This window comes from Cellulomonas sp. Y8 (assembly GCF_008033115.1).
Lineage (GTDB): Bacteria > Actinomycetota > Actinomycetes > Actinomycetales > Cellulomonadaceae > Cellulomonas.
The window spans coordinates 837,829-851,527 of record NZ_CP041203.1 but is presented as its reverse complement, the minus strand read 5'-3'; the positions used below and the strand labels follow the sequence as shown (position 1 = coordinate 851,527).

Annotated in this window: 9 protein-coding genes and 2 pseudogenes; 9 read left to right on the top strand and 2 right to left on the bottom strand. The window is 74.3% G+C overall.

Features of this window, described 5'->3' with window-relative positions; genetic code table 11:
* Positions 1–117: 117 nt before the first annotated feature.
* On the bottom strand, positions 118–1,113 hold the full coding sequence (gene rfbB / locus FKM96_RS03805; protein WP_147794112.1) for a dTDP-glucose 4,6-dehydratase: 996 nt from the start codon (positions 1,111–1,113) through the stop codon (positions 118–120).
* Between the two features lie 176 nt (positions 1,114–1,289).
* Between rfbB and FKM96_RS03800 the strand changes: the two genes are divergently transcribed.
* The 9 genes and pseudogenes from FKM96_RS03800 (at position 1,290) to FKM96_RS03765 (ending at position 12,688) form a co-directional block, all read left to right on the top strand.
* Entirely contained in the window at positions 1,290–3,128 is a 1,839-nt protein-coding gene (locus FKM96_RS03800; protein ID WP_147794111.1) for a hypothetical protein, read from the top strand.
* A 155-nt stretch (positions 3,129–3,283) separates the two neighbouring features.
* Positions 3,284–5,479: a hypothetical protein gene (locus tag FKM96_RS03795; RefSeq protein WP_147794110.1), complete on the top strand. Its 2,196-nt coding sequence runs from the start codon at positions 3,284–3,286 to the stop codon at positions 5,477–5,479.
* A gap of 122 nt (positions 5,480–5,601) precedes the next feature.
* Complete coding sequence (locus FKM96_RS03790) at positions 5,602–5,907, top strand: hypothetical protein (protein WP_147794109.1); 306 nt, start codon at positions 5,602–5,604, stop codon at positions 5,905–5,907.
* Positions 5,907–6,365 (top strand): annotated as a pseudogene (locus tag FKM96_RS22085) (hypothetical protein); the annotation flags it as partial. The gene FKM96_RS03790 and the pseudogene FKM96_RS22085, both read left to right, overlap by 1 nt.
* Before the next feature lie 142 nt (positions 6,366–6,507).
* Positions 6,508–6,873: pseudogene (locus FKM96_RS22080) on the top strand (glycosyltransferase); the annotation flags it as partial.
* 199 nt (positions 6,874–7,072) lie between these two features.
* Positions 7,073–8,206: a glycosyltransferase gene (locus tag FKM96_RS03780; RefSeq protein WP_147794107.1), complete on the top strand. Its 1,134-nt coding sequence runs from the start codon at positions 7,073–7,075 to the stop codon at positions 8,204–8,206.
* Between the two features lie 54 nt (positions 8,207–8,260).
* A complete protein-coding gene (locus tag FKM96_RS03775) occupies positions 8,261–9,328 on the top strand; it encodes a methyltransferase domain-containing protein (RefSeq protein ID WP_147794106.1) in 1,068 nt (355 codons plus the stop codon).
* The gene (locus tag FKM96_RS03770; RefSeq protein ID WP_147794105.1) at positions 9,321–11,579 is read left to right on the top strand and encodes a glycosyltransferase; all 2,259 of its coding nucleotides are present in this window, start codon (positions 9,321–9,323) and stop codon (positions 11,577–11,579) included. The genes FKM96_RS03775 and FKM96_RS03770 overlap by 8 nt, the downstream gene beginning before the upstream one ends.
* On the top strand, positions 11,576–12,688 hold the full coding sequence (locus FKM96_RS03765; protein WP_147794104.1) for a glycosyltransferase family 4 protein: 1,113 nt from the start codon (positions 11,576–11,578) through the stop codon (positions 12,686–12,688). Before FKM96_RS03770 ends, FKM96_RS03765 begins: the two co-directional genes overlap by 4 nt.
* Positions 12,689–12,713: 25 nt before the next feature.
* Here FKM96_RS03765 and FKM96_RS03760 read toward each other — a convergent pair whose 3' ends face one another.
* Complete coding sequence (locus tag FKM96_RS03760; protein WP_168216868.1) at positions 12,714–13,676, bottom strand: glycosyltransferase family 2 protein; 963 nt, start codon at positions 13,674–13,676, stop codon at positions 12,714–12,716.
* Positions 13,677–13,699: the final 23 nt, after the last annotated feature.

Sequence of the window (13,699 nt, the reverse complement as noted above, 5' to 3'; positions counted from 1 at the left end):
GCGCCGTAAAGGATTCGTGCAGATCACCCGCCCGCGGCACGGCGCGGGCGGGTGCTCCCGCACGACGACGGCCGCCCTCGCACCGGGTGCGGGGGCGGCCGTCGTCGGGGCGGGAGGTCAGCGGCCGAGCTGCGCGTACTTCGCCTCCGTGGCGTCCTTCTGCGGCCGCCACCAGGCCTCGTTGGCCTGGTACCACTCGATCGTGGCGGCGAGGCCGTCCCGGAACGTCGTGTACCGCGGCTCCCAGCCGAGCTCGGTGCGGAGCTTGGTCGCGTCGATGGCGTACCGCAGGTCGTGGCCCGGGCGGTCGCTCACCAGGTCGTAGGCGTCCGACGGCTGCCCGGTCAGCTCGAGGATCAGCTCGACGACGGACTTGTTGTTCTCCTCGCCGTCCGCGCCGATCAGGTAGGTCTCGCCGAGGCGGCCCTTCGTGATGATGTCCCAGACGGCCGAGTTGTGGTCCTCGACGTGGATCCAGTCGCGGACGTTCTCCCCGGTGCCGTAGAGCTTCGGTCGCACGCCGTCGATCACGTTCGTGATCTGGCGCGGGATGAACTTCTCGACGTGCTGGTACGGGCCGTAGTTGTTCGAGCAGTTCGAGATGGTGGCGCGCACGCCGAACGACCGTGCCCAGGCGCGCACCAGCAGGTCCGAGGACGCCTTGGTGGAGGAGTACGGGCTCGACGGGTTGTACGGGGTGTCCGGCGTGAACTTGGCCGGGTCGTCGAGCTCCAGGTCGCCGTAGACCTCGTCGGTGGAGATGTGGTGGTACCGGACGTCGTGGCGCCGCACGGCCTCGAGCAGCGTGTACGTGCCGATGACGTTGGTGTGCACGAACGGCCACGGGTCGTGCAGCGAGTTGTCGTTGTGCGACTCGGCGGCGAAGTGCACGACGACGTCGCTGCTCTTCACCAGGTCGTCCACGACGTCGTGGTCGGTGATGCTGCCCTTCGCGAAGGTGATCCGGTCCCAGACCGGGGCGAGGCTCTTCTCGTCGCCCGCGTAGGTCAGCGCGTCGAGCACGGTGACCTTGACCTCGGGGTGCTCGCGCACGACCTGGTGGACGAAGTTGGAGCCGATGAAGCCGGCTCCGCCGGTGACGAGGATGTGCACGGGGCGGCCTTTCGGGAGCTGCTCGGGACCGGACCACCCTACCGGGCGGCAACCGCCCCGGGGGGCCGGCTCCGGAGCTCGGCGGCAGGGGCCCGGTCGCGTGGCCGCTACGCTTCCGCCGGGCCGGATCCGGCGGGGCGCGGGCCCCGGAGCGCCCGCGACGACCAGGAGGGTACGTGCTGACGCGACGCGTGAGGTGGGGGGCGGCGGCCGCCGTGGGTGCGGCGGTGCTCGCCCACCTGTGGCTCCAGGCCGGGATGATGCTCGGCTGGGCCGGCTTCAACACGTCCTACGTGCGGAACTACTTCTGGAGCGACCAGCTCGCCTACCTCGGGATCGCGGCGACCGTCGCGGACGGGGGCAGCGCCTCGGTCGAGCCGTACACCACGACGGGCTCCATCTACTACCCCCGCGCGTACTACGTCCTCCTCGGGCTGCTGGCGCGGCTCACGGACACCAGCCCGGCGACCATGTGGCTGGTGTGCGGGCTGCTCGTGCAGGCCCTCCTCGTGGCCGCGGTCGGCGTCACCGCCGTCCTGCTGTCCCGCCGCTGGTGGGCCGGCCTCGTCGCGTTCGTCCCCTTCGTGCTCGGGACGGGCTCCCGGCTGCTGAACGGCGGCTGGTCCACCCAGCTGGACTCCCACGCCGTGCTGTGGGGGCCGTCCGGCGTGCTGTTCACCCTCAACGGGGAGACCGTCGCGCTCTCGGTCGGGGTGTGCGCGGTCCTGGTCCTGGTCCTCGTCGCGGCCGGCCGGATCCGCGGGCGGGCTGCCTGGGTCGCTGCCGTGCTCGCGTGCCTGGCGGCCGGCGTGACGGCGAACGTGCAGACCTACGGCTTCCTGACCACGGTGTTCGTGCTCGCGGCCGGGACCGCCGCGGTCGGCCTCGTCCGCTCGCGGTCCTGGCGCCCGGCCGCGCTGTCCGCCGCGCTCGTCGTGGTGGTGTTCCTCGTCGGGCCGCGCGTCGCGGACGCCGTGTCCCCGCTCGCGACGCTCGTGCTCGGCCTGCTGCCCGCGGCGCCCGGCGTGCTGCTGCTGCTCCGGGAGACCCGCTGGCGCGGGCTGTGGTGCGCCGCGGCCCTGGTCGTGGGCGCCGCGCCGCAGGTCGTGGCGACCGCCGCGGGCGTCGTGTCCGGCGACGACTTCCTCGTGTACCGGGAGAGCTCGTCGAAGAACCTCGGCGTCCCGGCCGGGTCCGGCCTCTGGGCGGCGATGGCCGTGATCCCGGTCCTGCTGCTGGTGGTGGCGCTCGGGATCCGGCACCGGCGGGTGCTGTGGATCGCGGTGCCCTCCGCGCTCGGCGCGGTGTGGTTGCTCCTCGCCGCCAACGACCACTGGGGTGCCAACCAGGAGCCCTACCGGCTCTGGCTCGACACCTACGTCATGGCCGCCGCCGTGCTCGTGCCCGTCGCGACCTGGGCGTTCGCCGAGGTCCTGCTGCCGCGGGCCGGGGACGCCCGCGGGCCGGTGGACCTGGAGCCCGCCGAGCCCCGTCCGCGCGACCCCGTCCGCGCGGAGCGGTGGGTCGTCGCCGGGCTCGTCGCGGCGAGCCTCGCGGTGTCGGCTGTCTGGAGCGCGGACTTCCCGCTGTTCCGCTCGGGCGTCGACTCCGGCCGCTACCTCGCCATCACCTCGCCCGGCTACCTCGCGGCCGCCGAGCTCGCGGACGAGACGGACGGCTCGATCGTCCTCACCGACGCGTGCGTCGACCCGGTGGTGTTCAAGCCCGTCTGGGGCGGGCCGGTCGCCTACTACAACCCCGGGCTCGCGTGGCCGGGGGACAAGGAGGCCGTCGACGCGGGGCTCGAGGCGCGCCGGGCGCCGGACGCGTTCGACCAGGAGCTCGTGACCGGCGGCGGGATCGGGTGGCTCCTGGTGAACGCCGACTGCGAGCTCGACCTGACGCAGTTCGCGGACGCGGACCTCGTCGACTCGCGGGAGTTCTCGGACGACGGCGTGACCCGGCAGACGCTCGAGCTCTGGCGGCTCGAAGGGGCCGCGGACCCGCCCGCCTGAGTGCCAGGAGCGCCGGGTAGCATGCCGGGATCCCGCGAGCCCGAGGCGCTCGTCGGCGCGCCCGGCGCCGGGGACCTGCGAGAGCGAGGGCACTGCGTGCTGAGCCGGTCGACGAGCACGGACGCCCTCCGCGGGGCCTGCGCGAAGGAGTCCCCGTGGTAGACGTCGCCGTCGCGACGCTGGCCCTCGCGGCCGCGCTGGTGGTGATCGGTGCCGCGGTCCGGCTGTGCGTGGACGGGGTCCTGCGGATGCCGGCCGGGCTCGGCGTGACGCTCGGCCTCGGCACCGCCGCGGTGTCCGTCCCCGTCTCGATCGTCTTCGCGCTGGGCGGCCGGGCGCTAGTCGGCGTGGCGGCGGTCCTCGCGGCGTCCGCGGTCGCCTGGGTCGCTGCGGCCGGGCTGCGGCTCCGCCGGCGCCAGGGCGCGTCGGGCCTGCTGCGCGCGGCGGTCGCCGCCGTCGGGGCGACCCGGCTCGACCTCGTCGCGGCCGGGGTGACCGCTGTCGCGCTGCTGCCCATCGCGCGGCACGGGCTCACCTACTGGACGACGGGCGCGAACGACTACCCGAGCTACGCCGCGTCGGTCGAGGTGTGGGCCTCCGGGGGCGACCGGGGCGTGGCCTTCCTCGACCGGCACCCGGACGGGTTCGGGGAGTACCAGCTGTGGCGGGCCCAGACGGCGAAGCCGATGGCGACCGCCCTGCTGCTGCTCGGCACCCGGGTCACGGGCCTCGAGGCGGCGCAGCTGCTCACCCCTGTGACGATCGTGCTGTTCTTCCTGCTCGCCTCCGCCCTGCTGTCCGTGACCGCCACCCTGACGCCCGGTCGCCGGTGGCCGGTCGCGGTCGCCACGGTGGTGCCGCTGCTGTCGGTCGTCCCGCTGGCGCGGGTGTACGACGCGCAGCCCGGGCAGGCCGCCGCCGTCGCGCTGCTCGCGGTGCTGCTCGCGGTCGCGGCGGCCGACCGCCGACCCGCCGGCCGGTGGCCGACCGTCGTCGTCGCCGCGGTGGTCGGCGCCGCCGCGCTGGGGATGAACCCGACGCTCGTGGTCGGGAGCGCGCCGGCCGCCGCGGCCGTGCTGCTCGGGGTCCTGTGGCGGCGCCGTGGGGAGCCCGGCGCGGTGCCGCCGAGCGACCTGCTCCTGGCGGCGGCGGGCGCGTTCGTGCTCAGCCTGCCGTTCCTGGGCGGCTACGTCTCCCTCGGCTCGAGCGAGGCCGACGGGACCGGCGGGTTCGACGTGCCGTTCCCGTCGCCCGCCTCGCTGATCGCGCTCCAGCGCCACCTCGTGACCGGGAGCTGGACCTGGGCGTGGGTCGCGCTGCTGGTGGCGGCGGCGGTCGGCTTCGTGGTGCTCCGCCTGCGGCGGCCCGGCCCGTGGTGGCCGGCGCTGGTGGTCCTCGGCGTGGTGGCGAACGGCGTCGCCCTCGTGGTGGTGTACCACGAGGACTCCTACACCGTGCACAAGTTCCTGGCCCTCGCCATCGCGCTGTTCGTGCCGCTGGCGTTCGCGGGGGTCGTGGGCCGGCTCTCCCTGCGGGGCGCCAGGACCACGCTGGCGGGTGTGGGCCTCCTGGCCGCCGCGGCCTCGGTGAACGCCGTCGCGACCGCGGACGCCGTCCCGGTCGTCGTCACGGACGACTTCTGGGACATCGCGACCGACCCGCGCGTCGCGGAGCTCGACGAGGTCAACGTCCGGGTGTCCGACATCTACGAGGTGCCGCTGCTGGCGACGCTCCTCGAGAACGACAGCGTGGTGGTCACCGAGCTGACCTACGCCCCGAGCCATCCTCCGCGGGGCGAGTGGGCGATCATCCACTCGGGCTGGTGGGACCTGGGACCGATGGACGAGGTGATCGACCTCAGCCCGACCTACCAGCTCGTGCGGTTCCAGCTGCCGACGGTCGCCGCGGGCGAGCGGGTCGACTTCGGCGCCGACGCGCCCGGCAGCTCCAGCCTGCTCTACGGCCGCTGGTACCGCGCGGCGGACGGCGACATGCGCGCTGCGGGCAGGGAGGCCTGGATCGCCTTCGCGCTGCCCGACGAGCTCGTGGGCCAGGAGCTGGAGCTCCGGCTCACCGGCAGGTTCGGCACGAGCGGGGGCGGCTCGCTCCTCGTCCAGGGGGAGGGTGCCTCCGTCGCCTCGGGGTCGCTGCGTGACGACCAGGGGCGCACGGAGCGCGACGTCCACACCGGGAGCGCGCAGACGGCCACCGTCACGATCCCCGCTGAGGCGACGTCCTCCGACGACGGCCGGCTGGTGGTGCGGCTCAGCGCGAGCGACGCCGGGCAGTTCTGGCTGCGGCTCGACTCGATGCGGGTCGGAGCGGCCGCGCCCGACGAGGCGACCGGCTGAGCCCGGGTGAGTCGGACGTCCTGTCCGGTCCGGCCTGGTCACCAGGTAACATCCAGGTGATCCCAAGGGGCCGACACGTTCGGCGGCGCGCCGGGCGCCGGGGATCGTGAACGGAGTGGCTGGTGCTCAGGCGGTTGACGGGTCCGTGGCGACGCTTCTTCAACTCCCGGTTCGAGACGGTGGCCGCCGAGCTCCGCGCGACGCGCGCCGAGGCGCAGGCGGCCAGGGCCGCCGCGGACCTGGCGATCGGTCAGCTCCGGCTGACGGGCGACGCGCTGGCTGCGCTCCGTGAGGACCTGGCCCGGCGCGACGAGGCGACGGACCAGGTGCTCACCGTCCTCGGGAGGCAGCTCGCGGCCCTCGAGGCGCAGATCGGCTCGTCCGGGGGCGGAGGGCGCCCCGCCGCGATCCCGGACCCTCGCCGCTGATGCGGGTGCTCGCCGACGCGCAGGCGATGCAGGGGGCGATCACCGGCGAACGCGGGATCGGGCGGTACACCGCCGAGCTCGCCCGCCACCTCGAGGCGCGGCACCCCGGCGTCGTGGAGTCCTGGGTGCTGCGTCCGGGCCAGCCGGTGCCCGTGCAGGTGCCGGACCTGCTGTGGCGGAGCCGCCTGAGGTTCGCCGACGACCCGGACCACACGGTCCCGGACGTCTGGCACGTCACCTCCCCGTTCGAGTCGCCGGAGCTCCCGGTGGACGCGGTGTGGCCGGCGTGGGCCCGCAGCACGCGGACGCGCCTGTACGTGACGCTCTACGACCTCATCCCCCTGGTGTTCCCGGAGACGTACCTCGCCGACGTCACGGTCCGCTCCGGGTACGCCGAGCGCCTCCAGCTGGTCCAGGCGGCGGATCGCGTGCTCGCGATCTCGGAGGCCACCGCCAGGGACGCGGTCCGGCTCCTCGACGTGCCCGCGTCCCGGATCGACGTCGTCGGGACCGGGCTGGCGACGGGGGTTCACCCCGGCCCCGCCGGAGCCGCGCCGCGAGAGCGCCCCGCTCCCGCCGGGGGTCAGGCCGGGGTTCGTGATGTACACGGGCGGACTCGACTTCCGCAAGAACGTGGCGGGCCTGCTCCGCGGGTACGCACTCCTCCCGGAAGGGCTCCGCCGGGCTCACCAGCTGCTGGTCGTGTGCCGCATGACGGACCAGGAGCGTGTCGGTCTGGACGAGCTCTGCGCGGCTCTCGGGATCGCGGGCGACGTCGTGCTCGCCGGATACGTGCCGGAGGCGGTGCTCGTCCGGCTGTACCGGGAGACGGAGCTCTTCGTCTTCCCGTCGCTGTACGAGGGTTTCGGCCTCCCGGTGGTCGAGGCGGCCGCGTGCGGCGCGCCGGTCGTCGCCGCCGACAACTCCGCGCTGCGTGACCTCGTCCGCGACCCGCGGGGGCGGTTCGACGCCACCGACCCCGCCGACATCGCGCGGTGCCTCGCCGCGGTCCTCACGGACCCGGGGGCTCCGGGCGTCGCTGAGGGCGCCCGACCTGGCGTCGACCCACGACTGGGCGGAGGTGGCCGACCGGGTGGTCGACGCCTACCGCCGGCCCCGGTCGCGCCGCCGACCGCGCGTGTGGCTCGTGGGCCCGCTCCCGCCCGTGCAGAGCGGAGTGGCCGACTACTCGGCCGCGGTCCTCGAGGCGCTCGCCGATCTCGTCGACGTCGACGTGATCACGCACGCGGACGCCCACAGGAGGAGCCTGCCCGGCGTGCGGTGGTTCCGGTACGACGACGCGGCGGCGCTCGAACGGCTCTCCGGGGCGCCGGACCTCCGGCTCATGGTGATCGGGAACAACGAGCACCACGTGGAGGTCCTGGACCTGCTCCACCGGTTCGGCGGGACGGCGCTGTGCCACGACGTGCGCCTCACGGGGCTCGTCGCGACCGCCCGTGCCCGCCGCGCCGACGGCGTCCCGGCCTCGGCGGCGGCGCTCCTCGACGCAGCCGCGAAGGAGCAGCGCCCGGACGTGCACGCCGACCACCGGTGGATCGCGCCGCACGACTACTACCTCGCCAACGGGTACCTGAGCGAGGCCGTCCTCGCGGGCGCCGACGCCGTTCTCGTGCACTCCCCGCTCGCCGCCACGCTGGCGAGGTTGAACCTCCCGCCGGCGCAGCGGACGAGGGTGGGGGTGGTGCCGTTCGGGCACCGACGCCGCGTGCGGCGCCCGGGGGTGGAGCGGGACCACGTCGTCTCCCTCGGGGTCCAGCACTGGACCAAGGACTCGGCGAAGGTGTGCGAGGCGTTCGTCCGGCTCGCCCGGCGTCATCCCGACCTGCGCTTCGCGGTGGTCGGTCGTTTCGCGGACCCGGGGCTCGAGTCCGAGTGCCGCGCCGTGATCGACGCCGCGGGGATGAGCGCCCGCGTCACGCTCACCGGGTGGGTCGAGCCGGGGGAGTACGACGACTGGCTCGACCGCGCCCTGCTCGCCGTCCAGCTGCGCTCGTACACCAACGGCGAGTCGTCGGCGGCGGTCGCGGACTGCTTCGGCGCCGGCGTCCCGGTCGTCACGTCGAGCACCGGCCTCGGCGACGGCCAGGAGGGGATCTGCCTCGGGGTGCCCGTGGACGTCGAGCTCGACGCCCTCGTGGACCGCGTCGGGGCCCTGCTCGACGACCCGGGACGTCGCGCGACGTTGGCCGTCCGGGCGGGCGCGTACGCCGAGGCGCGCGACTTCGGAGCGGTCGCCCGCGCGCTCGTCTCCAGGATCACCGGCCCCGGGGCGACCTGAGCCCGGCGCCCGCCCCATCTCCCTGGACCACCACCGAGAGGACACCCACCCCCCATGCGTGAGCTCGTGAAGACGCTCATCCGCCCGCTCCTGCGCGTCCCCGTCGTCGGGCGGCTGCTGCGGACGGCCCAGGCGACGTGGCGCGGCCCCGTGACCGGGGTGCGCCTCGACCAGGTGGAGGAGTCGTCGCGGCGGCACGCCGCCGAGCTCGCGAGGCTCGGGGCCGAGGCGTCCGCCGGCGAGCAGCGGATGTCCGGGGCGCTCGACAGCCTGCTCGGGAACGTCACGCAGGTCGCGGCGCGGCAGCGCGAGATCGACGCGGACGCGGAGAACCTGGCGCGCTCGGTGCCGGTCGCCCTGCGGCGCCTGACCCGCGCGCTGGCCGACGCCGATTTGCGGGTCGGCGCCGTCGAGAGCGAGGTGCGGGACGTCGTCGGGCGCCTCGACGGCGCCGTGCCGCAGCAGGTCGAGCCGCGGCTCGACGACCTGACCCGCTCGGTCTCCTTCCTCCTCGAGCGCGTGGAGTTCGTCCGCTCGGAGCTCCTGTTCGAGGTCCGGTACGGGAGGGGCGCGGACGCTGCGGGCGAGGCCGAGCGGGTGCAGACCCGGGTCAAGGTCGACCTCGCCGGCAGGACCGGGCCGCTGCGCGTGAACCTCGGCTGCGGGCACGTCCCGCTGGAGGGCTACGTCAACGTGGACAACCGCGACCTCCCCAGCGTCGACGTGGTCGCCGACGTGTTCGCCATGCCGTTCGAGGACGGCACGGTGGACGAGTTCTTCTCCTCGCACTTCCTCGAGCACTTCCCGCTCGAGCAGCTCCGGCGGCGTCTGCTCCCCGCGCTCCGTGCCAAGCTCACGCCCGGCGGCACCCTGCGCGCCGTCGTCCCCGACGTGGACGCGATGATGCGGGCCTACGTCGCGGGCACCTATCCCTACGACGACATGCGCGAGGTCGTCTACGGCGGCCAGGACTACGACGGGGACTTCCACTACAACATGTTCACGCCCGACTCGCTCACGGAGATCCTGGCCTCGGGCGGGTTCCGGGACGTGCGCGTGGTCGAGGCCGCGCGCGTGAACGGCAAGTCGCTCGAGTTCGAGATCGAGGCGACCCGTGCCTGAGGGCCGGCCGGTGTTCCCGGAGCGGTACCCGGACGTGTCCATCGTCATCAACACCCTGGACCGCGAGGACCAGCTGCGGAGCGCGCTGTCCTCGCTGCGCTGGCTGCGGTACCCGGGCAGGTTCGAGGTGGTGGTGATCGACGGGCCCTCGAAGGACGGGACCCAGGAGCTGCTCGCGGGCTGGGGCGGCGACGTCAAGGTGGGCCGGGCGCCGGTCGCGAACCTCTCCGTGTCGCGCAATGCCGGCATCCGTCTGTCCGCGGGCGAGGTCGTCGTGTTCCTCGACGACGACGCGGTCCCGGAGCCGGACTGGCTCACCGAGCTGGTGGCGCCGTACCGGACGGCCGGGGTCGGTGCCAGCGGCGGCTTCGTGCTCGACCACACCGGGCACGAGTACCAGTACCGCTACGCGCTGCTCGACCGGTTCGGCGGGGCGAGCTTCGACGTCGACGGACCGACGCCGGAGCGCTGCTACCCGGGCTCGTGGGCGATCCCGCACATGCTGGGGACCAACTCGTCCTACCTGCGGTCGGCCCTGGTCGAGGTCGGTGGTTACGACGAGTTCTTCGAGTACTACCTCGACGAGTCCGACGTCCAGCTGCGGATCGCGGACGCGGGCTACGTGATCGCGCGCCCGGCGGGCGCACGGGTCCACCACCACTTCGCGGCGAGCCACCTGCGGAGCACGCGGCGTGCGGTGCACAACTGGTACCCGATCCTGAAGAACAAGCTGTACTTCGGTCTCAAGCACGCGCGCGACTACGTCTCGGTCGAGCAGGTGATGGCCGAGTTCGGGCAGTTCGTGGCGGGTCGCCGGCAGGAGGTGCGCTGGACGGTCGAGAACGGACTGCTCGACGAGTCCGCTCTGGCGCGGTTCGAGGCCGACCTCGAGCGTGCGACCGAGGACGGTCTGCGCGGTGGGCTGGCCGGCGACGCGGCCCGGGCGGACCTCGCGACCGGACCGGGCCCGTTCGTGCCGTTCCCGACGCACGAGGTCGCGGACCTCCGGCGCATGGTCCTCGTGACCTCGGAGTACCCGCCCGAGGGCGTCGGCGGCATCGCCACCTACACCCAGGTGCTCGCCGCCGGCTTCGCGGCGCGCGGCCACGAGCCGCACGTCGTCACGATCTCCCGGGACATCACGCGGGTGGACTGGGAGGACGGCGTCTGGGTGCACCGCGTGGCGCTCGACCTGGACGCCGCGACGGCGGACCCCGCCCGGGGTGCCGTCCCGGTCGGCCCGTGGGCGTGGTCGGCCGCCTGCCGGGACGAGGTGCTGCGGATCGCCGAGACGGGTCCGGTCGACGTGGTCGACGTCCCGATCTGGGACTCGCAGGGCCTGGCGCTCGCGCGCGAGGACAGGTTCCCGCTCGTCCTCACGCTCGAGACCTCGCTCGCTCTGTGGCTGCGGTCGCACCCGGAGCGGGCGGACGACCCGCAGTTCGTGGCCGACTTCGTCGAGCCGATGCTCGCGGCCGAGCTCGAGATGCTGCGGTCGGCCGACGTGGTCCGGGCGATCTCGGGGGCGATCCTCACGGACGTGACGGCGGCCCACGACGTGGCACCCGCCGCCGCCGTGGTGGCCCCGCTCGGCATCGCGGAGCCGGCCGACGCCGCGCGGGTCAACCCGCACGCCGCGCGGGTCTCCCGGGCGGAGGGGACGGTGAACCTGCTGTTCGTCGGGAGGGTGGAACCGCGCAAGGGCGTCGACGTCCTCCTGGAGGCGTTCGCGCTCGCCCACGAGCGCGCGCCCCACCTGCGCCTGAACATCGTCGGTGACGACACCATCGCGTGGGCCGACGGTGGGACGCTGCGCAGCGCGTTCGAGTCGGAGCACGCCGGGCGGCCGCACGCGGCGGCGGTCCGCTTCCTGGGGCTGGTGAGCGACGACCAGCTCGCGCTCGCGTACGACGCGTCCGACGTCTTCGTGGCGCCGTCCCGCTACGAGTCGTTCGGGCTCGTCCTGGTCGAGGCGATGATGCGCGGACTGCCCGTGGTGTCCACCCGCGTGGGCGGCGTCCCCGAGGTGGTCGACGACGGGCGAGACGGGTACCTCGTCCCGCCCGACGACCCGGGTGCGCTCGCGGACGCGCTCGTCGAGCTCGGCTCCGACCCGGGGCTGCGCTCCCGCATGGGGCGGCACGGGCGCGCGCACTACGAGCGCGCGTACACCGTCGACGCGGTCGTCGAGGCCAGCCTCGGCGTCTACGGGAAGGCGGCCGTGCTCCGGGACGGCGGGGTCCCGCGGTGAGGGTCGCCTTCGTCACGAGCATCTGCGTCCCGTTCGACGCCATCTCCGGGATCGTGCGCCAGTGCGTGCTCTGGGCGGAGGAGGCCGGCCACGAGACCCTGCTGTTCGCGCACGACTCCGCGTTCGACGACCTCGCGACCGTGCGCGTCCGGACGGCCGCCGAGGTGGTCACGCACCCGTTCTACCGGTCGGCCGACGTCGTGGTCCTCGACATGGGGATCTACTACACGCTGTTCGGGGCGCTGCTCGCCGCGCCGGAGGGTGCGCGCACCCTGGTCCGGTTCCACAACGTGACACCGAGGGCGCTCGTCCCGAGCTGGCAGCACGACGTGATCGACCGGTCGATCGAGCAGCTCGCGCTCCTGCGGTTCGTGGACGCGGTGCTCTGCGACTCCGAGTACAACCGCACGGAGCTGCGGGGGCTGGGGATCGAGACCCCGGCGGTCGTGCGGGACCTGCCGGTGGCCGTCGCGCTCGACCCGCCCGCGGCCAAGCCGAGCGCGGACGACGGCGTGCTCCGGGTGGCGTTCGTCGGGCGGTTCGTCCGGTCGAAAGGGCCGCTGGAGCTGATCGCCGCGCTCGACCGTGCGCTCCCCGGCATCCCGCAGGACCGGGTCGAGCTCGACATGGTCGGGAACGCCGAGTTCTCGGACGCCGACCTGCTCGAGCAGACGGCGCGCGCGTGCGAGGACCTCCAGCGCCGGTCCGCGGGCCGGCTGACGGCCCGCGTGCACCGCAGCGCGCCCGACGAGCTGCGCGACTCGGTCCTGCGGCGCGCCGACCTCTTCGTGCTGCCGACGTACCACGAGGGCTTCTGCGTCCCCGCGGTCGAGGCCCTGGCCGGCGGGTGCGACGTCATCACCTACGACAACTCGAACATGCCGCACGTCCTCGACGGCCTGGGCACGCTGGTCCCGACAGGCGACGTCGCCGCCCTCGGCGCCGCGATCGCGGCGCGGGCGGTGCTGCGCGCGGACCCGGTGTGGGACGCGCAGGGCTACGCCGCGTCCGCCGACGCGGCGCGGCGCTACGTCGCCCGGTTCGACCCGGGACCGATCCGCGAGCAGTTCCTGCGCGACCTCGACCCCGCTGCCGGATCCCGCCCGTGAGCCCGGGCGCGGCCGCGGCAGCTCGCTAGCGCGGCCCGCCGGACGGGCGCCGGTCGATCAGGGCGGCGTCGTCGACCCGGCCGGAGTTGCGGTCGCGCACCGCGAGCTCGGCGCTCAGCCCGAACAGGATGAACTGGAGCCCGCCGAGCACCAGGAGCACCGCGGCGACCAGCATCGGGCGGTCGCCGACCGTCGCGCCCGCGATCCGGAGCACGAGCAGGTAGAGCAGCATGAGGCCGCCGAGCCCGAGGCTCGCCACGCCGAGGCCACCGAACAGGTGGGACGGCCGGTGCTCGTACGACATGAGGAACCGCACGGTCAGCAGGTCCATGAACCCGCGCCAGAAGCGCGCGATGCCGTACTTGGTGGTGCCGTGCATGCGGGCGTGGTGGTGGACCGGCACCTCCGCCGTGCGGAAACCCCGCCAGTGGGCGATGACCGTGAGGTAGCGGTGCATCTCGCCGTACATCATCGGGGCGAGCTCGGCGGCGACCTCGGCGCGCATCGCCTTGTACCCCGAGTTGAAGTCGGAGCCCGGCACCCGCGTCATCACGGACGTGACGCGGTTGTACAGGCGCGAGGTGTGCCGCTTGACGAAGCGGTCGTTCCGCAGCAGCCGTGCGCCCGTGACCAGGTCGGCGCCCTCGTCGAGCCGCTCGATCAGCCGGGGGAGCTCGGTGGGGTCGTCCTGGCCGTCGGCGTCCATCATCACGACGGTCGAGGCCCCGGCCGCGATGGCGGTGCGGAACCCGACGCGGAGGGCCTCGGCCTTGCCGCGGTTGGTGCGCAGCGTGACGACCTGGAGCACCTCGCGGCCACCGGACACCGCGCGGACGACGTCGGCCGTTCCGTCGCGGGAGCCGTCGTCGACGACGAGGACGTGCAGCTCGCCCGGGATCAGGGGGGCCTGGTCGAGCACCCGGGGGAGGAGCTCCTGCAGGTTCTCGGCCTCGTTGTAGGCGGGGATGAGGACGAACGTGGAAGACACCTCGGACCAAGCTCCTTCGGGAT